The sequence below is a fragment of the Xylanibacter rodentium genome (genome assembly GCF_013166575.1).
GTDB classification, from domain to species: Bacteria; Bacteroidota; Bacteroidia; order Bacteroidales; family Bacteroidaceae; genus Prevotella; species Prevotella rodentium.
This window is the reverse complement of the sequence record NZ_JABKKE010000017.1, coordinates 31,316-57,073: the sequence shown is the minus strand read 5'-3', so window position 1 is coordinate 57,073 and position 25,758 is coordinate 31,316. Positions and strand designations below refer to the sequence as shown.

The 25,758-nt window shown below is 45.9% G+C and carries 23 protein-coding genes; 21 read left to right on the top strand and 2 right to left on the bottom strand.

Annotated features, from left to right (window positions below; genetic code table 11):
• Positions 1–116: 116 nt before the first annotated feature.
• From obgE to HPS55_RS10330, 6 genes are all read left to right on the top strand, one after another.
• Positions 117–1,331, top strand: a complete 1,215-nt coding sequence (obgE, locus tag HPS55_RS10355) for a GTPase ObgE (protein WP_172177985.1) — start codon at positions 117–119, stop codon at positions 1,329–1,331.
• Entirely contained in the window at positions 1,315–2,136 is an 822-nt protein-coding gene (gene pgeF, locus HPS55_RS10350; RefSeq protein WP_172177984.1) for a peptidoglycan editing factor PgeF, read from the top strand. The genes obgE and pgeF overlap by 17 nt, the downstream gene beginning before the upstream one ends.
• Before the next feature lie 73 nt (positions 2,137–2,209).
• Positions 2,210–2,848 (top strand): M23 family metallopeptidase, encoded by a 639-nt coding sequence (locus HPS55_RS10345; RefSeq protein WP_172177982.1) that lies wholly within the window; start codon positions 2,210–2,212, stop codon positions 2,846–2,848.
• 53 nt (positions 2,849–2,901) lie between these two features.
• Entirely contained in the window at positions 2,902–3,663 is a 762-nt protein-coding gene (locus HPS55_RS10340; RefSeq protein WP_172324949.1) for a hypothetical protein, read from the top strand.
• Between the two features lie 115 nt (positions 3,664–3,778).
• On the top strand, positions 3,779–6,805 hold the full coding sequence (locus HPS55_RS10335; RefSeq protein ID WP_172177978.1) for a PEP/pyruvate-binding domain-containing protein: 3,027 nt from the start codon (positions 3,779–3,781) through the stop codon (positions 6,803–6,805).
• A 150-nt stretch (positions 6,806–6,955) separates the two neighbouring features.
• Positions 6,956–7,555 carry a formate/nitrite transporter family protein gene (locus HPS55_RS10330; RefSeq protein ID WP_172177976.1) on the top strand — a complete coding sequence of 200 codons (600 nt, stop codon included), beginning with the start codon at positions 6,956–6,958 and terminating at the stop codon, positions 7,553–7,555.
• Positions 7,556–7,736: 181 nt separating this feature from the next.
• Here HPS55_RS10330 and HPS55_RS10325 read toward each other — a convergent pair whose 3' ends face one another.
• The gene (locus HPS55_RS10325) at positions 7,737–8,753 is read right to left on the bottom strand and encodes a YqiA/YcfP family alpha/beta fold hydrolase (RefSeq protein ID WP_172177974.1); all 1,017 of its coding nucleotides are present in this window, start codon (positions 8,751–8,753) and stop codon (positions 7,737–7,739) included.
• A 310-nt stretch (positions 8,754–9,063) separates the two neighbouring features.
• Here HPS55_RS10325 and HPS55_RS10320 point away from each other — a divergent pair, with 310 nt between their 5' ends.
• From HPS55_RS10320 to HPS55_RS10250, 15 genes are all read left to right on the top strand, one after another.
• A complete protein-coding gene (locus tag HPS55_RS10320) occupies positions 9,064–10,929 on the top strand; it encodes a MutS-related protein (RefSeq protein WP_172323450.1) in 1,866 nt (621 codons plus the stop codon).
• 121 nt (positions 10,930–11,050) lie between these two features.
• On the top strand, positions 11,051–11,263 hold the full coding sequence (locus HPS55_RS10315; protein WP_172174024.1) for a DUF3791 domain-containing protein: 213 nt from the start codon (positions 11,051–11,053) through the stop codon (positions 11,261–11,263).
• Positions 11,263–11,466: a DUF3990 domain-containing protein gene (locus HPS55_RS14300; RefSeq protein WP_172174027.1), complete on the top strand. Its 204-nt coding sequence runs from the start codon at positions 11,263–11,265 to the stop codon at positions 11,464–11,466. Before HPS55_RS10315 ends, HPS55_RS14300 begins: the two co-directional genes overlap by 1 nt.
• A gap of 497 nt (positions 11,467–11,963) precedes the next feature.
• A complete protein-coding gene (locus tag HPS55_RS10305) occupies positions 11,964–13,016 on the top strand; it encodes a hypothetical protein (RefSeq protein ID WP_172174030.1) in 1,053 nt (350 codons plus the stop codon).
• 22 nt (positions 13,017–13,038) lie between these two features.
• A complete protein-coding gene (locus HPS55_RS10300; RefSeq protein WP_172174033.1) occupies positions 13,039–13,992 on the top strand; it encodes a hypothetical protein in 954 nt (317 codons plus the stop codon).
• Positions 13,993–14,009: 17 nt separating this feature from the next.
• A complete protein-coding gene (locus HPS55_RS10295) occupies positions 14,010–15,794 on the top strand; it encodes a hypothetical protein (RefSeq protein ID WP_172174036.1) in 1,785 nt (594 codons plus the stop codon).
• A gap of 9 nt (positions 15,795–15,803) precedes the next feature.
• A complete protein-coding gene (locus HPS55_RS10290; protein WP_172174039.1) occupies positions 15,804–16,406 on the top strand; it encodes a hypothetical protein in 603 nt (200 codons plus the stop codon).
• A 2-nt stretch (positions 16,407–16,408) separates the two neighbouring features.
• Entirely contained in the window at positions 16,409–16,963 is a 555-nt protein-coding gene (locus HPS55_RS10285) for a retropepsin-like aspartic protease family protein (RefSeq protein WP_172174042.1), read from the top strand.
• Positions 16,964–16,966: 3 nt separating this feature from the next.
• A complete protein-coding gene (locus HPS55_RS10280) occupies positions 16,967–18,121 on the top strand; it encodes a hypothetical protein (protein WP_172174045.1) in 1,155 nt (384 codons plus the stop codon).
• A gap of 67 nt (positions 18,122–18,188) precedes the next feature.
• Positions 18,189–18,959, top strand: a complete 771-nt coding sequence (locus tag HPS55_RS10275; protein WP_172174048.1) for a hypothetical protein — start codon at positions 18,189–18,191, stop codon at positions 18,957–18,959.
• A gap of 46 nt (positions 18,960–19,005) precedes the next feature.
• Positions 19,006–19,593, top strand: a complete 588-nt coding sequence (locus HPS55_RS10270) for a hypothetical protein (protein WP_172174051.1) — start codon at positions 19,006–19,008, stop codon at positions 19,591–19,593.
• A 128-nt stretch (positions 19,594–19,721) separates the two neighbouring features.
• Positions 19,722–20,498 (top strand): hypothetical protein, encoded by a 777-nt coding sequence (locus tag HPS55_RS10265; RefSeq protein WP_172174054.1) that lies wholly within the window; start codon positions 19,722–19,724, stop codon positions 20,496–20,498.
• A 681-nt stretch (positions 20,499–21,179) separates the two neighbouring features.
• Positions 21,180–22,463 (top strand): O-acetylhomoserine aminocarboxypropyltransferase/cysteine synthase family protein, encoded by a 1,284-nt coding sequence (locus tag HPS55_RS10260; protein ID WP_172174057.1) that lies wholly within the window; start codon positions 21,180–21,182, stop codon positions 22,461–22,463.
• Between the two features lie 372 nt (positions 22,464–22,835).
• Entirely contained in the window at positions 22,836–24,173 is a 1,338-nt protein-coding gene (gdhA, locus tag HPS55_RS10255) for an NADP-specific glutamate dehydrogenase (protein WP_172174060.1), read from the top strand.
• Between the two features lie 56 nt (positions 24,174–24,229).
• A complete protein-coding gene (locus tag HPS55_RS10250) occupies positions 24,230–24,730 on the top strand; it encodes a septal ring lytic transglycosylase RlpA family protein (protein ID WP_253945766.1) in 501 nt (166 codons plus the stop codon).
• A gap of 44 nt (positions 24,731–24,774) precedes the next feature.
• Here HPS55_RS10250 and HPS55_RS10245 read toward each other — a convergent pair whose 3' ends face one another.
• Positions 24,775–25,647, bottom strand: coding sequence for a hypothetical protein (locus HPS55_RS10245; protein WP_172174066.1), 873 nt, complete (start codon positions 25,645–25,647; stop codon positions 24,775–24,777).
• Between the last annotated feature and the right edge of the window lie 111 nt (positions 25,648–25,758).

Genomic DNA, 25,758 nt, shown 5'->3' with positions numbered 1-25,758 from the left:
CAAAAACGAACTGATATCATATAATGTACAAGAATTACAAAACCGCAGCTTTTATTTTGCAATATGCCTGTTTTTCAGTATCTTTGCAAAATATTTATAATATTATCCATTAATATATGGCAGAATCCAATTTCGTAGATTACGTAAAAATATATTGCCGCTCCGGAAAAGGCGGACGCGGCTCTATGCACCTGCGCCACGTGAAATACAACCCAAACGGAGGCCCCGACGGAGGCGACGGAGGTGACGGAGGCAGCGTATACCTGCGTGCCAACCACAACTACTGGACACTGCTCCACTTGAAATACGAACGCCATGTACGCGCCGAACATGGCGGCAACGGCGGACGGGACAAATGCCATGGAACAAAGGGTAAAGACGTATATATCGACGTGCCTTGCGGCACGGTGGTATACAATGCCGAAACAGGCAAGTACGTATGTGATGTGATGCACGACGGACAGGAAGTGTTACTGCTCAAAGGCGGACGCGGCGGATTGGGCAACTTCCAGTTCCGTACAGCCACCAATCAGGCTCCACGCTACGCACAACCGGGCGAACCGATGCAGGAAATGACAATCATCCTTGAGCTTAAACTGCTGGCCGACGTCGGATTGGTGGGATTCCCCAACGCTGGAAAATCGACACTGCTGTCATCGCTGTCAAGCGCACGCCCCAAGATAGCCAACTATCCTTTTACCACGCTTGAGCCGTCATTAGGCATCGTGAGCTACCGCGACCGTCGTTCGTTCGTGATGGCCGACATTCCGGGTATCATCGAGGGCGCAAGCGAAGGCAAGGGTCTCGGGCTGCGGTTCCTGCGTCACATTGAACGCAACTCACTGTTGCTGTTCATGGTGCCGGGCGACACAGACGACATAAAAAAGGAATACGAAATTCTGTTGAACGAGTTGAGCAACTTCAACCCCGACATGCTCGACAAACACCGAGTACTGGCTGTGACCAAATGCGACCTTCTTGATGAAGAACTGATCGAGATGCTGCGCGAGACATTACCGGAAGACGTGCCCGTGGTATTCATATCGTCGGTGGCAAATATCGGACTTGACGAACTGAAAGACGTGCTGTGGCGCGAACTGAACAGCGAGAGCAACAAATTGCAGGACATAATGACCGGAAGCACCGAAACATTGGTGCACCGCGACAAGGACATGACCCGTTTCATGAAGGAAATGGAAGAAGAGGGTGCTATGGACGATATAGAATATGTGGACGTAGACGAAGAGGACATCGAAGACCTCGAAGATGTGGAATATCTTGAAGACTTCGAATACGAAGAGGATGACGAAAAAAATGGGGCCAACAGCTGACGCGCCCGTGCTGCGATACTATGACATAGGCCCGGGGGTGACAGCGTTCAGCACCACACGCTATGGAGGATACAGTAGCGGGCCATACGGCGGAATGAATGTGAACCGGTGGTGCGGTGACGACCCGGAAACGGTGGCCCGCAACATGACTGCACTCGGCAACACCCTATGGCCGGACAAATACAAAGACGGGAAAATCGTCATTCCTCATCAGACACACGGTACGAAGGTGGTTCATGTTGACAGTAAACTGATGGCAATGTCCATCACTGAACGCGACAAGGCATTGGAAAGCACTGACGCACTGATGACCGATATAGAAGATGTATGCATAGGAGTGTCTACGGCCGACTGCATACCGGTGCTTCTGTACGACAACGAGCATAGAGCTGTCTGTGCCGTGCATGCCGGATGGCGCTGTACCGTGGAGCGCATCACAGAAAAGGCCGTTGGAGCCATGACCGAGACTTTCGACACCAATCCATCACGACTGAAAGCTGTGATAGGCCCGGGCATATCGCTTGAAGCATTTGAAGTAGGAGATGAAGTATACGAGGCTTTCACAGATGCCGGTTTCTGCATGGAAACGATAAGCCGGCACAAGGACAAGTGGCACATAGACCTGTGGGAATGCAACCGCCACCAGCTAATCAATACCGGTATTCCGCAGACCAACATTACCATAGACGGAACATGCACTTATGCCAATCACGAAATGTTCTTCTCCGCACGTCGCCTCGGAACTGCCTCAGGACGAATTTTTACGGGCATCATCGTGAGGAGCGCTCACCAAGAACGGCATTAAGACATATGCTATCAATATAAAAAATATACAATAAAGAAATATAATAATATCAATTAAAGAATATTACTGCAAAATGAAACTGAAACATCTATTTATCATTACGGCGGCTTTCATGGTGACAATGACATCGACAGCCAAAGACCAAAATACGAAAACCGGACAGAAAGACGATACAGAGGTAGTGAACAAAGATCCGTTTGCCAGCGGCAAGAAATTCACCATCAATCTTTCCGACCTCAATCCCGGAGAGTGGCACTATCCGCTGCCCGGGGCCAAAGTGATAAGCCAATACGGCAGACGCGGCGGGCGCAATCACAGTGGTGTGGACATAAAGACAAAACCCAATGACAACATTCTTGCTGCTTTCGACGGTGTGGTGACCATGTCACAGGTATATAGCGGCTATGGCAAGTGCATCAAGATTAAACATCCCAACGGCATAGAGACACTGTACAGCCACAACTCGAAGAACCTCGTGAAAGTGGGCGACAAGGTGAAAGCCGGTCAGGTGATTGCGCTGACAGGTCGTACAGGACGCGCCACGACTGAGCATCTGCACTTTGAATGCCGCATCAACGGCCGCACATTCGATCCGGCAAAGATTTTCGACCACGCCAACCACTCCATCAAGATGAATCTCTTAACATTCACAAAAACCGGCAAGGGCATCTCGATAAAGTCGGAAGCCAACTACATGGCGAAAGGTAAATAAAGCCCGCCCGGTACATACAAGCCCAAGTTATTCACCTAAAAAATAAAAGACCTATGACTATTGGAAAAAAGACATTGGCAATGATGTTAGCCACAGCATCCATTTGCATGGCCTCATGCGGCAATAAGAAAAGCGGAACTGATGTTCCCGGAGCAAATGACAGCACCGTTGTAAACCAGCAGAAGGAAATGCCGGCCGAAGGGACCAAGAACAAGCTGAGCACACCCGACCTCACCTTGTTCGGCCTGAAAGGCAATGTCAAGGCCGCAAAAATAATCGGCTTATATCACGACAACAAGCAAACAAGCATGCAACTCGGATACGACGATCAAGGCCGTCTGACACGAATCGACACCTACAATATATCATACGAAAAGGTGGAGAGCGGCAAAGTGACCAACAAGAAAGGCAACAAAGTGAAGCGCGACAAGGACGGACGCATCACAGCCATTGACTGTGCCGACGGATGCAGCGAACAGCAGGGCTATCACTTCCAGTACGGGAAGAACAAAATATCGTACACATTCGACTCTGGAGAATGTACCGGATTGTATGGAGAGGAATTTATCCTCGACAATGAGGGTATGGAAAAAAGCGCCACATGTACAAGCAACGACGAGTATATGAATTGGACTCTGGAGCAAAACTACACCTATACCAAGTTTGATCAATACGGCAACTGGACCGAACGCACAGTGAAGTGGACAAGCACTGTGGAGGAATATGATGATTTTGGCGATGAAGAACAGAACAACAAGGTCGAAAAGACCAACGGTTCGTTCACACAGACCAGAAACATAGAGTATTACGAATAAAAAAAAACATCATACGACAAACGCGGAACGGCATAAAACAGCCCGGTCCGCGTTTGTCATTAGTAAAAAAAAGGGAACAAAACAAATTCCAAACAAAAACAATACAAAACAGGATATGGCAACAGAAATACCACAGGAATGGAACGATTTCTACCTGAAAGACGTATCGTTCGTCAACCTGATGACAAAGCGTATATTCAACGTACTTATCGTGGCCAACCCGTATGACGCTTTCATGCTCGAAGACGACGGACGGGTAGACGAGAAGATTTTCGATGAGTATATGGACCTCGGACTACGCTATCCGCCAACGTTCACACAGGTGAGCACAACGGAGGAGGCGGAGAACGTGCTGCACACAACGAACATCGACCTCGTGATATGTATGCCTGGAAATGCCGACAACGACGCCTTCGATGTGGCAAGAGCCGTAAAGGCGTCGTCGCCTGACATTCCATGCGTAGTACTAACACCGTTCTCGCATGGCATCACACGACGAATGCAGAACGAAGACCTGTCTATATTCGACTATGTGTTCTGCTGGTTGGGCAACACCAACCTTATCCTGTCCATAATCAAGCTGATAGAGGACAGGATGAACATCGACCACGACATCAGAGAGGCCGGTGTACAGGTAATACTGCTCGTTGAGGACAGCATACGGTTTTATTCGTCAGTACTGCCCAACCTGTACAGTTATATCCTGCTGCAGAGCAACCGTTTCTCCACCGAGGCACTCAACCCGCACGCTGCTGCACAACGTAAACGCGGACGCCCCAAGGTGGTGCTGGCACGCTGCTATGACGAGGCCATGGAGATATACGAACGCTATGCCGACAACATACTTGGAGTAATCAGCGACGCACGCTTCCCGATAGGCAAATCGGCTGGGCACGACCTGACCGGCTCCACCCCACTTCCCGCCGGCGGTGCCGGTGGCGGACTGGGCGTGGCCGATGCCGGCCTTCGTCTGCTGCGTGAGATACGCAGGCGCGACGAATATGTACCGCTAATCCTTCAAAGCGCCGAATCTGACAATGCAGATAAAGCACGGGCAGAAGGTTTCCGCTTCGTAGACAAGAACTCGAAGAAAATGAATATCGACCTGCGCAAACTGATGGAAGAACACATGGGCTTCGGTGACTTTATCTTCCGTGACCCCAATACCCACGAAGAGGTGATGCGGGTACGCACGCTTAAAGAACTGCAGGACAACATATTCAAGATTCCCAACGACTCGATGCTATATCACGTGAGCCGTAACCACGTCAGCCGTTGGCTCTGTGCACGGGCGATATTCCCCGTGTCGGCATTCCTCAAGCACGTCACATGGCATAAGTTGCAGGACGTGGATGCCCACCGGCAGATTATCTTCGACGCCATAGTACAGTACCGCAGAATGAAAAACATAGGTATCGTGGCCGTGTTCGACCGCGGCAAATTCGACGCCTACGGTCATTTTGCCCGCATCGGCGAAGGCTCACTCGGCGGAAAGGGCCGTGGTCTGGCATTCCTCGACAACATCATCAAGCGCCATCCGGAATTCAACCGTTTTCCCGGTGCATCGGTGTCGATACCTCGCACGGTGGTGCTCTGCACCGATTTCTTCGACGAGTTCATGGACAAGAACAATCTGTATCAGATTGCCCTGAGCGATGCAAGCGACGACGAAATACTCAACCACTTCCTGCGGGCACAGCTGCCCGACTCGCTGATTGCCGACTTCTTCACATTCTTTGACGCGGTGAAGTCGCCGATAGCCGTGCGTTCATCCTCGCTGCTCGAAGACTCGCACTATCAGCCGTTTGCCGGCATCTACTCAACATACATGATTCCATACCTCGACGACAAGTACGAGATGCTGCGCATGCTGGCCGCCGCCATCAAAGGCGTATATGCCTCGGTGTTCTACAGGGACTCAAAAGCATATATGACGGCAACGAGCAATGTCATAGACCAGGAGAAGATGGCCGTGATACTGCAGGAAGTGGTGGGCAGACAGTACGGCGACCGCTACTATCCCACATTCAGCGGTGTGCTACGCTCGCTCAACTATTACCCCATAGGCGACGAAAAGGCAGAAGAGGGCATTGCCAACCTGGCCCTCGGACTGGGCAAATATATCGTAGACGGAGGACAGACGCTACGCGTGAGCCCACACCATCCGCACCAAGTGCTGCAGACGAGCGAGATGGAGACGGCACTGCGCGATACGCAGACACGATTCTATGCACTCGACATGAAGAACGTGGCAACAGAACTGAAGGCCGACGACGGATTCAACATACTTAACCTGAGGGTAAAGGAAGCCGACAAGGACGGCTCCCTCAACTATATAGCCTCAACGTTCGACCCGTACGACCAAGTGATACGCGACGGCATATATGAAGGCGGACGAAAGGTTATTTCCTTCTGCGGAGTGCTGCAACAGGGCGTATTCCCGCTGCCGGAGCTGCTCCAGACAGCACAGAAATGCGGAGCGGAAGAAATGCGCCGCCCCGTAGAGATAGAGTTTGCATGCAACATGAATACCGACAAGACCGGCGAACTGTATCTGCTGCAGATACGCCCCATTGTAGACAGCAAGCAGATGCTCGACGAAGACCTGCAGGCCATTCCGGACGACAGTTGCCTGTTACGTTCGCACAACTCGTTGGGTCACGGCATCTGCGAGGACGTGACCGACGTGGTTTACGTAAAGACCGACGAAGATTTCACCGCCGCCAACAACCCGGCCATAGCCCGCGACGTGGAGGCCGTCAACCGCAAGTTCCTTGACACAGGACGCGGATATGTGCTCGTCGGGCCCGGCCGGTGGGGGTCGAGCGACTATTGGCTGGGCATACCCGTGAAATGGCCTCATATCAGCGCTGCCCGCGTGATAGTAGAAGCCGGTTTGAAGAACTACCGCGTGGACCCGAGCCAGGGCACTCACTTCTTCCAGAATCTGACATCGTTCGGTGTGGGATACTTCACTATCAACACGTTCAACGGCGACGGCATCTTCCGCAAGGATATCCTTGACGCCATGCCTGCCATAGAAGAGACGCAATATGTGCGCCACGTACGCTTCGAGCGCCCGCTGAAAATCATGATGGACGGAAAGAAGCAGGAAGGGGTGGTAGTTTTGGAGCACTCTTGAACGAGTGCTCCAAAAAGGAGTTAACGGGAGTTATCACTTCAACTCCTTAACTCCCGAAAAAATTAACTCCTAAAAACAAAGCTATCGTCTTTAACTCCTAAGCGACCGTAGGGAGCGGTAACTCCCCTTAACTCCTTTAACTCCTAAAATATGTTTCGCAAAACTTTTCCCCCGGCCATACTCGCCGGTATCTGCATTTCGATAGGTTGCGTGGTAAATCTGCGCACGGGTGGCTTAGCAGGAGCAGTGCTCTTTGCCTTCGGCCTCACGACAGTGGTGTATTACGGTCTGAAACTGTACACGGGCACGGCAGGCTTCATCCGCCGTCATGGCGACTGGCCCATGCTGCTGACAGTGCTGTTGGGAAACATCGTGGGCTGTCTGCTCTCGGCCCTCACCATCGCCTACGCGCAGCCCGACTGCATAGCTCCCGCCACCGACATCGTATCCTCAAGACTCGCCAAAGGCCCTGTGGCCTGCACACTGCTCGCCATCGGCTGCGGATTTATCATGACCACCGCCGTACAGTTTGCCCGTCAGGGCAAGATGCTCGCACTTCTGCTCGGCGTGCCGGTGTTCATCCTATGCGGCTTTACCCACAGCATTGCCGACGCATTCTACTTCATGCTCGCACCCGCTGACATTCTCTTCTCGCCGGCTCTCCTTATCATATATATAGGCGAGGTTGCCGGCAACTTTGTGGGCTGCAATCTGTATAGAGCCGTATTAAAAGTGATGAGTGCAGAGTGATGAGTGCAGAGGTATGATTAGCATTGTTTCATGTAAAAAGCCAAGGACCGATTTCTACCCATTCGTAATCAGTCCTTGGCTTTTTGCTAATCATACCTCTGCACTCATCACTCTGCACTCATCACTCTGCACTCATCACTCTGCACTCATCACTTTTCAGAACTCTGAAATTATAAAGAATCTACTGTCCGCCCAAACGTCCGAAATATTCGATGATGTCATCCCACGTCTTGAACGTGTCCGAACCGAAATCGATGCGGGTGCTCATAAAGTCAGTGGAGCCATTGGTGTCAAGTCCGTCTATCAGATAGTCACCGTAGAGCAGGTCTTTGCGGTTGGTGAGAATAAGACGGTCGTAAGACGCCACTCCCAACGTCTCAAACGTCCACTCCTGCATCTGCCGGGCGTAGTCGGTGTCATTGGTTGGGAGTGATGCCACAATGCGTACGTCGTAATACTCAAGCAACAGGCGGTAAGCCTTGAGCAGGCTGGGCAGCGGACGGCCGTCACGGCCCATCATCGTTTCCTCTATACATATATATACAATGCCCCGCTGGCGGCCATGTTGGCAGTCGTCTATCCACCGAATGACGGGCATCACCGAGTGTATCAGTACACCGTCGTTCATGCGGTGCTCGCCATGGAAGTGAAGTGCCTGACGATAATGGGCGGCAAACAGGTCGTAGGTATGCACCACGGGATCCTCCAGCCCGAATAGTCCCCAAACTTTCTTCTGTTCGTCGGCCGTTATGCCGGAGAAACAATGCTCGCTCATCTCCTGATATTCGGCCTGCAACTGCTTTGTCATCATAAACTCTTTCATGCCGTCGCTCCGCGGGCTGTAAAACGTCACCTTGCCCAACATGTTGTGCTTCAGGATATCGTCACCGATACGAAATGCGGGGTTGAGCAGTATCCGGTCGTAACCACGAAGCATCTCAGCATACATGCCGCCCATCGATGTTCCTATTATCAAGTCGGGCCGTTCCACCTCGCACATCCGCTTGAGCAACTCCATCGCCTCAACCGGATGTATCGGCAGGTCGGGCGCTATCACATCTGCACCGGTCAGCATCTCGCGCAAGCGTGCCACCGTGCCCGACTGTCCCGACGAGCCGAAGCCGTGCACATACATTATCTTCTTGCCCGCCATCAGGTCAGGATATGTCTTTATGTAAGCGTTATCAGTGTTCTGCATATAAAAAGTATCCGTTTCAATATAAGTATATCCGTGTGCAAATATACGAAAAATGCACCACATGCGATGCTTCGGAGAGCAGATTTCGGCGCTTGCACTCCGTTTTCATTCCGGTACAAGGCCGTTGTACTGTCAGTACAAAGCCCTTGAACCGTTAGTACAACGGCCCTGTACCGACAGTACAACGGTCCCGTACCGGCTTCACTGCACCGGAACTGCCACACGGACACGGTAAAAGACGAGTTAAAATAAGCAAAAAACGCCATCCCATCGCACCTTTTCAATACCTTTGCACATCTAACAAACATCTATGACAACAAAGGAACAACCAACCGCAAAGAATCAGCTGATACGATTCTACCAAGACCGCACCGCGGCACTGACAGCACAGATAGCATCGCTGAAAATGCGCAACCGTATATTTCTGACCGCAGAACTCTTGACATTTGCCGCCGCCATAGGATTTGTGGCCGCCTATACCGTGTACGGAAAACTCTGGCTGACGGGCATGGCAGCGCTGACAGGAGTGGCATATATCGTCGCAAGGCGGATGGACGTGAACAACAGTGAACGAACCGCACGGCTGACAGCACGCCGCACCGCCTATGAGAACGAGCTGGAATATCTCGACGGCGACTTCTCGCCTTTTGACGACGGACGACGGTATTCCGACCCGCAACACCCTTTCGCATACGACATGGACATATTCGGTCCGCAGTCGCTATTCCACCGCATCAACCGCACCGTGACCACCGGAGGCAGCGACGAACTGGCCCGGAGGCTGTCTTCACTGCCGGATTGCGATGGAATGGAAGAAAACGGACGGGAAAACATGTTGCCGGAAGATGCAAAAACAAGCCATTTCATCGAGTATATAGAGCAACAGCACAGCATCATCGACCGTCTGGCCGCAGACGAAGAACTGCGCACAGAGTTCGCAGCCCGCAGACAAGACACGCCGACAGACACCGGCGCGGTGTTGCAGGCCCTCGACGACGTACACCGTATGAGGCTTCCGGCATGGGCCGGCTCGAAAACAGCGGCAATCTTTGCATGGCTGTCGCTCGGCGGCTTCTTCACCACAGTCGTCCTGTCGGCATTCTGCTCTCTGCCATCGGGCATACCCACGGCATGGGGCACGCTCCACCTTTTCATCCAGCTCATGATGTGCAACAGGCCGCTGCGCGCCATCGACAAGACCGCCGGCCGGCTTGACAGCGAGTTCAGGGCTTACGGTGAACTGATGGACATACTGACGAAAAACGAAACTGCGGCAAACGCCGGTCCCACTCTGGCAAGTGCCGGTGAGGCTTTCGGATCGTTGCGCCGCATACTCGACGGGCTCGACCGCCGCGGCAACGTGCTTGGTCTGATACTCTTCGACATCTTCATGCTCAGCGATTTCTTCCTCGTGAGACGTTTCCGGCGCTGGCAACAGTGCCATACCGAAACCATCGGACGGTGTATCCGCGAGGTGAGCACCCTCGACGCTCTCATATCCATGGCCACTTTCCGCTACAACGAACCTGAGGCCGGCAGCGCTGAAATTTGCAATTCGACCGACGTGGTGTACGAAGCCCGCGGCCTGTGGCATCCTTTCATCGACAGCCATGCCGTACGAAACGATTTCGACATCGCCGACTCTCATTACTACATAGTCACCGGTGCCAACATGGCGGGCAAGAGTACATTCCTTCGCTCGCTTGGTGTAAACTATATTCTGGCAATGAACGGCATGCCCGTATTTGCCGAAAGTCTGAAGGTATCGGTTTTCTCACTGTTCTCGAGCATGCGCACCAGCGACGACCTGGCCCACGGCATCAGCTATTTCAACGCCGAGCTGTTGCGTCTGAAGCAGCTCATCGCCCACTGCCACCGCCACCGCCGCACGCTCATCATCCTCGACGAAATTCTGAAGGGCACCAACTCGCTCGACAAGCTCAACGGCTCGCGCATGTTCCTCGACGCAATATCGCGCCTGCCCGTGAGCGGCGTAATCGCCACGCACGACCTCGAACTGTCGCGAATGGCCGACGAGCGTCCCGAACGCTTCCACAACTTCTGTTTCGAGATACGCCTGGCCGACGAGATAACATATACATACAAGATTACACCGGGCGTGGCCCGCAACCAGAACGCCACGCATCTGCTGAGGAAAATAATAGAAAAGGTGTGAAGGTATCCCGTTTTTTTTCGTATCTTTCCTCTAAAGAAAAATCATTTTCTTTATCCTGCCGGTGTATAATCTCGCGATTTTATTGTACACTTGCCGTATAAATCCTTAATCCCACTTAGACATGACTCTAAACCAACTGGATTTCGCTATATATTGCATCGGCAGTCTTGCCGAGTACCTGAATATGAACCAACTGACCGTATATCAGAAACTGAAAGAATCCGGCATACTTACAGGCTACATCATCCCCGCATACGATGTTCTGCATACGTACAGCGGCCAGTATATCGTTGACGACCTCGTGTCGTACATGAAAGAGAAAGGAGTGTTGTGATGGTTGTCTATCATGCGTCTTATACCATAGTCGAACATCCCGACGTTTCTTTTTCCAGAGATTCTCTTGATTTCGGAAAAGGATTTTATCTGACCACAATACGTGAGCAGGCCGTCAGAAAAGAAGCATTAAGAATACTTGTTTACGAAAAAACAAACATTCGTTGTCACCTGTTTTTCAAGAAAATATGTCTCTATCCATAGAGCGTCTTAATGGAATTATTCCCTATCAATGCAATAGGATAATAAATTTAGGATAAAATTATATTGTAAATCAAAATAAAATTTTTACCTTTGTAGCCGTGCTTCATGCAAGAAGCACATCTTCTTATTTGCTCAACTTTCCCATACGAACTACCACCTCGAACAGGAATTAACGAGCAATCCTAAATACAAGGAGTTGCGTCATCACGACGCAGACTTCTCCATTTGTATTTAGGGGCTGTGGTAGGCCTGTATGGGAAAATGGCAAGTCTGCGCCGTTTTTTCATGTCCTGGAATTAGCGCAGACATCAGCCAAAGAACAGAAGTATTCACCAAAAAGGCTATGAGCAAATATAAAAAATCCACCGATGCCCAATAACATAGAAATCCATCAAGGATACAAGAATTATAAAATCCTCAATGTCATATCTAAAGACTGACGCTGACGGACTTTTGTATTATATGCTAAAATCAATCATTAATTAAAATAAATTAATATGGAACAAAAAAATTATCTCAAAGTGTTCTGCGCGGCAGCTTTCATTGCTTTTGCCGCTGTGAGTTGTTGGGCAACGGTGGAGTCTTTACACCTTCTGTTGTCTGCGAAAGACAGTAACATTCCTGTTATTTTTGTATGGATTATTACTGTCGGGTTCTTCTTCATTGCCTCTTGGGGGTCTAAGATGATTGTGGATAGTCTTAACAGTCATGTCTATACGGAGAATCCGGGTCTGAAACTTCTTGGTGGCATTTTTATTATGGTAATATTTTGGTTGATAATGAGTATGCCGACAAATACACATACATTTTTCTACAAAGACACTATAAAGGATGTTGCCATTCGTGATTTGGAAAAGACGAATGATTATTTGCGTACACTTGAAACAGATGAGATTGCAATGGCAACCATAGAACATGATTGGTCGGTCTTTGAGACAGAAGTATGGGGTATCTATCAGGAAATCTGTAATGAAGTCCGTAATCCGGCGCGCCCGGGCATTGCTGAATATGTAGAAAATCTGATGAAAAAGCTTGATGGAAAGTTTGGAGTGGAAGTTGGTCGTGTTCAGCCTAAGACAAACAACGTGAAAGGATGGAATGAAGTGTTGGAAGTGTATCGTATCTCGATCGCCAACTTGCTTGAAAGGAAAAAGCCGGAATATATTCGTAGATTTATAGTCATTACCCCGGAAGTGAAGAAAAAAATTCAACTCCACAGGAAGAATATATCCAAAGTACTTGGTGACATTCATAAAATGTCATCTATCAATGACCAAGTAATGGTTAATGCAAGTACTGTTCTGTCAGAGTCTTATGGTTTGATTAATCAGTATTCCGACCATTTGAAATTCAAGGATAACGACCAACAGGTTTATGCCGGTAACACGCTTTCAAAAACAGAGCGTATGCTCAGTGTTTGGGATGTTTGGATGGACTTCTTTGATGGCAAGATAGCACGTGGAAAATTCGTGTTCTGGATGATAATTTCCATACTTATTGATGCAGCCGGATTCATTTTCTTTGATATGGCTTTTAAGAAAGAAGAATAATAACCTTTAAACAAATACAAACATGCCGTTTAATTTCAATGACCCTGGAAATACAGTTGAAATCCAGCAAGAACAACAGACACAGCAGTATCAAAACGCAGACAATCAAGTAGGACAAACTTCCACAGATGCGGCACAAGCTGCTGATTCTAAAATCAAGGGGCTGTCTGATACAGAGATAAAGAACCCTGATACTATCATCGTGACCGTAAGTGACCCGAAAACTCCAATTGTCGTATTGTTTGGCGCAAAGACTTCTGGCAAAACAATGACACTGATACGCCTCACCAAGTATTTGGAAGGAATGGGTTACAATGTTGTTCCGGACCCTATATTCCGTCCTGATACAGACATGTACTACCAGCGTATGTGTAAAGAGTTCGGTACATTAGCCCATTCTGATTATGCCCCGGTTGGTAATGACGTTATGAGCTTTATGCTTGTCAAAGTCATTTCGCCGAGTGGTCGTACACTTTGCCAAATTCTCGAAGCACCTGGTGAACATTACTTCGATTCTGACATACCCGACCGTCTTTTTCCTGCATATATCGAGAATATCAGCCATGCAATTAAGAACCGCAAAACTTGGATGTTCATAGTTGAGGAAAACTGGGGCGGCTCTCAAACTGTAAGAGATTTGTACGCGAAAAAGATACAAGATATGCAACGGAGAATCAAGCCAATGGATAGAATTATATTTACTTGCCATAAAGTGGACAAGTCAAACCATTTCCGTCCTGATGGTCGCCCGAATATATCCGCAATATTCCAAAATATCAAGAATCAATATCCGCACATCTTCGACCGTTATGTCAACCGTAATCCGATTACACGCTGGTTCTCGCCATATAATTTTGACTTCGTGACATTCTCCGCAGGAACATTTAATCCAACCGGTGACGGTAGGCAAGTATATACTCCGGGCGAAGATTTTTATCCTGAACAACTTTGGAGAGTAATCAAGAAAAATATATAATCGCTTAATTGCAAAAAATGAATAATCCAAAATTCTATATTTATGGTGTTCCCGATGGTTTCAACATGCTATCGGGAACTCCTGATGAGATCCTCTACTACCAGTTATTCTACGACACCAGTAAACGAGGTAGAGAAATGAGGATTAATCGCAAGACGAATGGTGAAACTGTGTATTCATATCTGATATACAATTTAGTTTCTTGCAAAGGTCGTGAAGGAGCATTCCTTGGGATGTCGATAGTATTTACCGGTGATGAGTATTGTAATAATCCGGTTTCCCTCAAAGAATTATTTGATGGCGTTTACAATGAGATAATACTAAAATCCGATGATAAGGATAAGATCATTTCCTCCATAAATGGTGCCAATGCTATCGGGCGATTTTGTATATCAAGGTTCGACGAACGGCAAGATATGTGCGAGAAAATTGGACGTATCATAATCAACAATGTTATTGGCGAACTTGCTGATTCTATAAGCACAATAGATGACTCGTTTAACAATAGTAAAGAAGGGCGCATGCTCACCTTGCCCTTTGATGCGGATGACATAAGCATAAGTCAGGCACTGCGTAGTTACACTTGGGTTTCGTTGTCATCAGAATGCAAAGCTACTCCTGTTTCCTCACAGCAAAGTAACTATCCGAAAACACCAGGACATAAAAAGACATATCCAATTGCAGATAGTCAAGATTTACTTTCAGTACATTTTATCAATGAACTTACAAATAAAGTAGGTAGCCATAAAGACTTCATTATTCAAGGTTTGAAAGGTCGTGTTTCTATTGATGACATAATGGCAAAACGAGAAGAAATAAACCATTACCTGAACACGATTGAAGAATATATAGGTAGGCAACCTGTATTGAGAAAATTGAGAGATGACTATATGTCGATCTACAACGAGCTTGACAATTTAAAGCCACAGCAATCAACAACAACGCATACAGAGATGTATACGCATTTTCCTGTTGATGACGATAAAAATAATGATTGGTTTAAAACGTTTATTCAGAAAAATCCGAAAAAAATTATTGCTGGTGCCTGTGCTGTTCTTCTTTTATTTATAGTATTATCTGTAGTTGGTCTTTTGTTATCAGATGATTCCAAATCGACATCAAAATATGACAAAACAGATGAAACAGAAAGAAATTTGTATAACGATACTAAAGGATTGTCAAAAGCTATCGGCGAAGGTGTTAATGGGGAAAAAGGTAATGATGATAATTTTAAATATAAAGAATTTTATGGGTTTCTTAATAGTTACAATTTTAACACTGCTTGGAACATGCTTCAGAATGTTCAAGGTGATAAAAAAGTCGGGCTTAAATTGACATTGCAAATTTCCTATAATAAGTGGTTCAAAGAAGAAGTTGATAACCGAAATAGTATAGATGATTTATTAAAGTTAAAAGATATAATAAAGAATTATGTAGCTTTTAATGACTTTAATGAAAATCATATAAAGTTTATTGAAAATAAGATAGACAAACTGAAAATAAATAATAAGAAAGGAACTGAAAATAAAACAGGTACTGGAACATCCGGTGTGATGATATATCATGCAACTGATGACTATAAATATAAAAAAGAAAATGCCATTTCGGCCAAGGATGGAAAAATCACTTGTAAACGAAATTCTTGCTTTGTGATTGAAGGTACTAATAAGCTTTTGAGAAAAGACAACGGCCTTGAAGTAGATCCGAACAATAACCATCTTAACATACGTGCGACGGAAGTAGGATCAAAACAATTGGAATTAGCTGACAGTATTGTATATACATTTAACGTAACTAATTAATAACAAACGATGAAAACAAAAATATTAGCATTTATATTGGTGGTTATTCCAATATATTCTTTCGGACAAGAAATTTCAGTAGACTCTTTGTTGCAAAAATCAGATAGTATACGTCATCTCTGTAGCCAATTAAAAGACAAAGATAAGGTTAAGGGTTATGAACAAGCTCTTATTTTACAAGATTCTGTTTATAATCTCATGGCAGACTCAGTCCGATATTTCTCTGCATTTGAAAAAGATGCACGTGCCTATCGGTTCTTTGCATGCACAGATTCTTCTGTTTTCTCACATAATTATATAAAGATAGACACCCGCAAGTTACCAAAGTATATGCAGGCACACTATGCGGCAGTCTCAACAATACGCCAATTCGCAGAATGTATTATAAATATGGAAAATAAAGTTGATGCGGCGAAAGCGGATAAAGATGTGACAGATGCAGATAGAAAGAATTTTGTAGCAATCAAAATCAAATCTGGTATTGACAAAGCCAATGAACTGCTTAATCAAATCGACAAAATAAACATGTCCTCCTTCAGTGAAGAGCAGAACAAGTTTTATCACGGTTTGTCAGAAAGATTAACAGACATTCTAAAAAAGTACATATTCTAATTATGAAATACAAAAGTTTTATTATCCCCTTTTGTTTAGTTGCAATAGGCTTTAGCATGGAGTCATGCAAAGGGTGCTCAAACACTAATGACGAAGTGACAGAGTTAATTTCTCCTTATGATGAGGATGACGAATTGGAAATTGAACTGCCGGACGAAGATATTGTGAATGTCTCATATACAGAACAAAGTAATCTAAAAATAGTGCAAGTTCTTATTAATGACCGTATCAATAAAGAAATGATATTTGATACCGGAGCATCATATACGCAGATAACAGTTAGAGAAGCGAACTATCTTTATAACGAGAATGTGCTGACTGATGATGATATTCTTGGTACGGAGAAATTCGGTGATGCCAATGGTAACATCACAGTGAACATGGTTGTGAACCTCCGCAAACTTGTTCTTGGCGGAAAGTTGATACTCAACAATGTAAAGGCTACAGTAGTAGAAAACGCCGATGCTCCCTTGCTCCTTGGACAGACTGTTTTGAAAGAGTTGCCACAGTACACGGTTGATAATGAGAACAATATAATTAAGTTCAAAATCAAGTAGTAGATGAATTATAGTTTATATCTGTTCGGAACAAATAAAGGGACTTACATTCAATACCCTTATGATGGTGAGGAGGCTTTTCTTCGGTCGTTATGTACCGATAAAAAAGACACACGACTGACTATTTATAGAAAAGGCTCTCTCACTTATTACGCCTTTTTGATGCTGTTAGATACCGATTTGTCGCAGGTCTTTGGTATATGTATTGTTACAAACGGGGTGTATATCAAAGACATTAAGGTTTTGCATCAAACTTTTGACAAGATTTTTTCTCGTATTGTCTTCAATGGTAAGATACTCAGATTGACTGGAACTGGAAAAATATCGTATCTCTCAGATAATTTTGCGTCAGACAAGATCGGCATAGAACAGACAGAAATCCTTGCACGTGAAATTGTCAAAGAGAATTTGGATTCTTATGCTGTCCAAACAAAACAAAACTTTTCCGGTTTGATAGCAACTAAGAATATTGCACTTGAAGAAAGAAACTCTGAAATTCTGAGAGCTATAGAACAGAACAACGTTGTAAATATATATTCCGGCGACAATGCCTACTCATCAATAAGCTATGTTAAGCAGACTATTTCCAAATTATACAAAGAAAATAGTGAGTTGAGAGAGGATTATCGTAATTTACAGTCGCAGAAGAAGCAATACAGAAATGTGGTTTTGCTTGCTTTCGCAATTCTTATTTGCGGATTTGGTATGTTTTTCTTATATGACAATCTGAATAGTACGCAGGGGCAACTTGCTAAGGCAAAAAGTACCATTGTTGATAAGAAGAATGTTATTAAGATGTTGAATACTTCGAAAGATTCTCTTCGCTTATGCCTGAATAATGAAAAACTGGAAAAGAGGGATTTGGAAAATAAATTATCGGCAATATTTGCAAGGGTTCCGTTTGTCATAACAAACTGTAGCATCGATGCAGAAGAGATAACAATTGATTATTATGCAGTGGAACAAAAAGATATAACTATTTATTTGAAAGCAATAAACGAGTCAGAACCAGAGGTTGTATCAAACAGCCATTCTGTTACTATATACGAAGGTAAGCATCAATTGAAATTAAAATTTAATTATCGTCTTAATCCTGTAAATTATTATTATGTGAATATTTTATATGACGGTAACGTGATAGGTGGAAAAAGGTGGTGACAAATATTTGGTATTATAAATAAAAGAATTTAAAAGTTGTGCCCGACACGAATATAGGGTTATAGCAATGAATAAAATTGTATTTGCAACATTTTTGTTGTTGGTGTCTTTTGCTTTTATTTCTTGTGATTCTTCTAAGAAGGATTTAAAATCAGAAATAGAAAAAGTAAAAGATGAATGCCCTCTTGATCTGGGTATGGTAGGAGAAATATCGAGTATTAATTATGACGAGGAAACTGATGAAGTTGTTATGACAATGACTATAAATAAAGACTTGCCTCTTAAACTCTCGGCATTGAAACAGCTTAAAAATACTATGAAAAGAACCGTATTAGGCAACATGGCAAAATCAGAATCAAATATGACACTGATGGAGAAGATAGCCAGTGCTGATGCAGAATTTACTATCGTTATGCAGACTGCCGAAACGAATGAAAGTCTTAAGATTAGAATATCGAAAGAAGAAGTAAAAGATATTTCGGCAGGTAATATAGATCCGATTACACCTCGTGAGATGCTGGAAATCATGGTTGTTTCAACAAATGCGCAATGTCCGATACAAATAGATAAAGTTATGACTCTCTCTTCTGTTTCTCTTGAAAAGGATAATTTTGTATATAATTACAGTTTGGATGAAAATACTGTTTCCGTAGAATCGATAGAGGGAAACAAAGATGTTTTGAAGGCTAATATTAAAAAACTACTATTAAGCGGAGATCCTATGATGCAAGAATTAATCAGAACTTGTAAAGAAGCCAATGTCAGTATCTTGTATAGATATATAGGAGATATATCCGGTGATGTATGTATCGTAAAAATTAGTTCGGAAGAATTTTAAATATTGTAAAAAACATTATATGTTTAATTTTTAAATAAAAAACAGAATGGAACGATTGAAGTTTTCTTTACTTTCGGTAATGAGTGTTTTGCTTTTTACGCTGTCGTCTTGTTGCGATGATAATGATGACTATATGGTCGCAACTTTTTCTTTTAGTTGCTCGCCGGACTTGTTGGATTTTGTAATCCCTACAGTGCATTATTGGGATAATAATGGAGTTCAGAAGAATATTACGTTAAAAAAAGATGATTTTAAAACAATATCTAAGGGGTCGGCTACTATAAACCTGACAATAAATGGAGTAAAAACAACGACAACAAAAGAATTTATTGACAATTATTGGAAGTTTAAAAAAAGATATGATGGCTTGGAGGCAAAAGATAAAATATGGGTGACTTATGAGCTTAAGGATGAAAATGTCATTAATCCGGATAAAGTGTACTCGTTCTATCATGGTTTTTTCAATTCTGAATGGTATGTATACTTGGATGATTCGCTTGTTAAAATTTACGAGAAGTCTTCCATGCCAGAAGAAGTAGATATTTCAGGTGAAGCCAATGTACAAGAATATCTTTGTTGTATTGCCAATACAACTGTAATCTTTAATGTTGATTTAGTTGCAAAATCAAAATAGAAATTTCATTGTAATACAGATTCGATGAATTTTATAATACATTAAATTCATAGGACTTATTTCTCGATTATATATAAACAAAAAAGAAATTAGAAGTTGCGCCCGACACGTATTAAGGGTAATCTCTTATGATTTGCATACCAAATAAAGATGTCCCGATTATTATTCCGTTTGGACACAGATGTATAGGTAAAACTCTTATGATTCATCGCCTGATCCGTTATTTATTGGAGGACGGTTATTGTTGTACTCCGGAGCGTACTTTTCGTAATGATACAGAGTATGAGTCAATTTGTAAAGAACATGAAAAAGTACTGTTTCACAAAGGAACGATTCCTGTTGCAACTTTAGATAAAGGAGATATATTGTTGGAAATTCTTGACAGAAAGAATAATCATTGCTGTTATTTATTTGACTGTTGCGGAGAAAGGTTCTGTAATGCAGATTATACTCTTGCTGAGATGAGTTCATATTTGACAGAAATAATAGATAGTCCTAATCCTAAGATTTGGTTATTCATGTATGATGCAGCTCCTTGTTTAGATGAAAACGAACGTTGTGATTATGTGAATGCCATACGTCTATTTTATTCGTCTCTGGATTATAAGAAGAATAAGGCTGTTTGTGTTTTGAGTAAGGCAGATAAATGTTTTGGACTGTTTAAAGCAGGAAAAATAGACAAAGATATTGCATTTGATAAGGCAAATGAACTTTATCATAATTTCATGAAACAATTTGAAGAAAGAAATATAGTGTCAAGGTTATTGCATACGGATAAATGGCAGTTTGTACCTTTTTGTTCAGGAGAAGTTATTTACAAAAATGATGAAAACTATGAATTTATTCCAGGACCAAATGAATTTCCAATGAAATTATGGAATACATTAATAACGAATTTTAAGTAGGTAAGTAAGTCGTAAAAATTAATTTATACTAAGCCGCATAGACAAAATTGATTTTGAGTTCAGAACCAATAGCTGCTAACGCACGTTTTTTTTGCATAAAGCTGGGAATCTGTGGAGAAGTAATCCGCAGATCTCAGCCATTTGCCATAGAATATAGGCGATTATTGAGGTGAGGACTATATAGTGGGGGGGGGAAAGGAAAAGTCCACATTTCTCCCAAACCTGACGAGGTTCCCGCATGAGCCTGCACCTGTAAATGCTTGCATTGTCAAGAACCACAAACGTATTTTTACGGATACGGAACGAAAGTCGGTCAAGAAAGTCGGTGACTTTGTCTACGGTCATATTCTCGGCGGTAGAGAAACCTTCATATTGGTTGCTTGCGGGGTAACTGTCGGGTAGCTGTGGGGCCTATGAAAAGAAGTTTTAAGAATACATGGAAACACAGATACAGCTATTACAGTTTATTGGACAAATTGTCCATAAGCGGTGAAATGGTGAGAGAAGACACCCGAGGCTGATCCCAGCAACAAGACTTTCCGAACTATGGAAGAAAGAACGATGCGGCAAATAATGAAATTATCCAGTATAGAAATCTAAAAAACGGCACAAGAAACATCTGCTTATAATTATTTTGTGTACCTTTGCAGCCGTCAACATAGCAACAACAGAACAACAATCATGACAAAAAAACTAAGACCCGGTTCGCTCTGCATCCACTCCGGATGGCAACCCAAGAACGGCGAACCGATAGAACTGCCGATAGTACAAAGCACAACGTTCAAGTATGACAACACCGAAGAGATGGCCATGCTCTTCGACCTGAAGAAAGAGGGTTACTTCTATACCCGGCTGCAAAATCCCACCAACGATGCCGTAGCCGCAAAGATAGCCGCGCTGGAAGGTGGTGTGGGCGCAGTGCTCACATCGAGCGGACAAGCAGCCAACTTCTACGCTGTGTTCAACATCTGCGAGGCGGGCAGCCACATCGTGGCATCAAGCGAAATTTACGGCGGCACGTACAATCTGTTCGGCGTCACGCTGCGCAAGCTCGGAATAGAGTGCACGTTTGTCAATCCCGAGGCTACGGAAGAGGAGATACAGCAGGCTTTCCGCCCTAACACCCGCGCACTCTTCGGTGAGACGATATCCAATCCCGGCTGCCGCGTGCTCGACATCGAGAAGTTTGCACGCCTGGCCCACAGCAACGGAGTGCCGCTCATAGTGGACAATACTTTCGCCACTCCCGTCAACTGCCGTCCGTTTGAGTGGGGTGCCGACATCGTAACCCACTCCACCACAAAATACATGGACGGTCACGCCACGCAGGTTGGCGGATGCGTGGTGGACAGCGGCAACTTCGCATGGGACGACCATGCCGACAAATACCAAGGTCTATGCATGCCCGACGAATCGTATCACGGACTGACTTACACGAAATCGTTCGGTCGGATGGCCTACACCACCAAGCTCGTGGCACAGCTCATGCGCGACCTCGGTTCAATTGCGGCACCGCAGAACTCGTTCCTGCTCAACCTCGGTCTCGAGACACTCGCACTGCGCATGCGCCAGCATTGCGCCAACGCGCAAAAAGTGGCAGAATTTCTTGAAGCCGACGACCGCGTGGCATGGGTAAGATATCCCGGTCTGCCGACTGACACCAACCACGCTTTGGCCGGAAAATACCTGCCCTACGGCAGTTGCGGCGTGATGGCTTTCGGACTGAAAGGCGACCGCAACACAGCCGTACGCTTTATGGACTCGCTCGAAATGATCAACATCGTAACCCATGTGGCCGACATACGCACCTGCGTGCTGCATCCCGCCAGCCACACCCACCGCCAGCTTTCCGACGAGCAGCTCCGCGAGGCAGGCGTGGCTCCCGATCTCATACGCCTCTCTGTAGGCATCGAAGACGTGGACGACATTCTTGACGACATCCGCCAGGCACTTGACAAAATCTAAAATATAGCACAGGCTGTGTCGAAATACGGTCCATTAAACAAAGTCGGGACATATTCATATTCCGACACAGCCTCATTACCCTATAATCTTATTGACTTTATCCCCTGATGTTATTGACTTTACTCACTGATGTTATTGACTTTAGTGAGTAAAGTCAATAACATCTGCTGCCGGCCACGACACGGCGACCGGATGGCGACCGTTGCTGACGTTTGCAGTAACAGCATGCGCGTTTAACAATTTGTAACCTTAAAACCGAAAATAATCCCGTTAAGGCTTTGCCGTTTCCCCGTTTTGATGTATATTTGTGGTGTTTTAATAACATAATGACAACTGACAAATTCATATAAACCTTTTAAACACAAGATTACTATGGAAGTTGAGAAAATAATGCAGGCCCTGGAGCAGAAGCATCCGGGCGAGGCCGAGTATCTGCAGGCTGTGAGGGAAGTGCTTGTATCGGTAAAGGACGTATACAACCAACATCCGGAATTTGAGAAAGCCAAACTGATAGAACGCATCGTCGAGCCGGAACGCGTAGTGACATTCCGCGTGCCTTGGGTTGACGACAAAGGCGAAGTGCACGTGAACATAGGCTATCGCGTGCAGTTCAACAGCGCCATAGGACCATACAAGGGCGGACTGAGATTCCACCCGTCTGTCAATCTGTCGATACTGAAGTTCCTCGGATTCGAGCAGACATTCAAGAACGCGCTGACCACACTGCCCATGGGCGGCGGCAAGGGCGGATCCGACTTCTCTATACGCGGACGCTCGGACAACGAAGTGATGCGCTTCTGCCAGTCGTTCATGACGGAACTGTACCGTGTGATAGGTCCCGACGAGGATATCCCCGCAGGCGACATCGGTGTGGGCGCACGAGAGATAGGCTACCTCTTCGGCATGTACAAGAAGCTGAAACACGAGTGGAGCGGCGTACTGACAGGCAAGGGGCTCGAATGGGGCGGCTCGCGCATACGTCCCGAAGCCACGGGCTACGGTGCTCTGTACTTTGTCAACCAGATGCTCCGCACCAACGGCATTGACATCAAGGGCAAGACCGTGGCCATAAGCGGATTCGGCAATGTGGCATGGGGCGCTGCAAAAAAGGCGACGGAACTGGGTGCCAAGGTTATCACAATATCAGGACCGGACGGATATATATACGACCCGACCGGACTTGACGACGAGAAGATAGAATATATGCTTGAATTGCGAGCCAGCGGCAACGACATATGCAGCCCGTATGCCGAGGAGTTCCCTGAAGCACAGTTCATCGCCGGGCGTAAACCATGGGAGGTGAAATGTGACATTGCCCTACCCTGCGCCACACAGAACGAACTTAACGGTGACGATGCAGACATGCTGTTGAAGAACAAACCGCTATGTGTGGCCGAAGTATCCAACATGGGATGCACGGCAGAAGCTGCAGAAAAGTTTGTGGCAGCCAAGATGCTCTTCGCACCGGGCAAGGCTGTGAACGCAGGAGGTGTGGCCACATCGGGTCTGGAAATGACCCAAAACGCCATCCGTCTGACATGGAGTGAGGCTGAAGTGGACGAGAAACTGCATCATATAATGAGCAGCATACACGAACAATGTGTGAAATACGGCAAGCAGACAGACGGATACGTGGACTACGTGAAAGGTGCCAACATTGCCGGATTCATGAAAGTGGCCAATGCTATGATGGCTCAGGGCATCGTATAAAGAACGATACTGCCGTGAATCATCTGCAATCAGGACTTTTATCCATAATTTTTGCTTTGACAGGCTTTGTCTCTCTGTACGGCCAGACCATACAGAGAGGTAAAGCCTCTTATTATTCAAAAAAAGCGACAGGAGCACGCACGAGCAGCGGAGAACGGCTGCATCACGACAGTCTGACATGCGCACACAGGACCTACCCGTTCGGCACTAAACTTAAAGTGACGAATCCGAAAAACGGCAAGATGGTATTTGTGAGAGTCACAGACCGGGGACCATACGGACGCGGACGCATAATCGACCTGTCATGGCGGGCCGCCAAGGAACTGGACATGCTGACACAGGGTGTGGCGATGGTTATAGTGGAACCGATGGACACGACGATAGTTCCGTTCCGTCCGAGTGACAACATGGCGCTGCCAGAACTCGACTTCCAGACTTCCGATGATATCATGGACGGCATGCACCCGGCATGGCAGGACATAAAGAAAGTGAACGAGAAACCGGCAAAGAGCATACCTAAGAAGAAACCGTCAGCAATACAACAAAAGAAGAAATAAAAGCATGCCGGAAACATATTAGACGTATAGCTGAAATCCGATTGTCAAGGCTCTTTGCGCGTGGACACATTGATATCAACCGACTGTATCGTAACAGAATCCGAACCGCGTGCCGCACCTACTTTCAGCACAATACCGCCGTCTTTCAGTTTCTTGTCGGCCACAACGGCTGCACTGTATCTCACACCGCGCCCCGGGGCTATGCTCTCCACACGCACTGACGGTGAGATGACAATATGCCTGTTTGCCGTGGTATCGGTCACGAAAGGTACTATATCGTATACCGGAACCGACGAACGGTTCATTATCTCAAACGCCACACGACACTCCTCACCACGGCTGATGGCTCCGTCGCCATCGGCATCGCTGAATCCGACATTGCGTATTTCTATCTGTAAATCATTATCACAATTGCCGTCATGTCTCATATCCTGCAACTGTCCCAAAGACACGGAGGGGTGATGGGCGATGGATTCGGAAGATATATGTATGCTGTCGGCAGCTACAGGATAGCCACAACCCGAAGACGAAGGCGCCGGCTCGAAGATAATGCGGTCGTCACCGCTGTTGGAAGGATCGAACCCGCTATCATCACCACTATACACCACACCTGCGGAACTGTCGTAACCACGATGCTCACGACGGGCCGCGCGCTCCTCGCGCTCACGCCTATAGGCATCATACTTCTCCTCCCGAGCCTTTTCTGACGCATGTCCTATGGCTGCACCCACAGCCGCGCCACCGGCCATGCCTACCAATGTGCCTATATCGCTGCCGCGGTATCCGCCCGAGATGCCACCTATGGCAGAGCCTATAATCGACCCGAACATGGCACCTGCATTGGCACCCTGCTCAGTCGTGCTGCAACTGCTTACAACCAGCAACAGGCATACGGCTGATACAAAACCCTTTCTCATCGCTGTATGTTTTATTATATGTGCAAATATAGCCATTTTTAAGAAAAGAGCAATGGAATTTTCCCGTTTTTTAAGTAGGGATTACCCTAAAGCGAAACGTTACGCTAACCG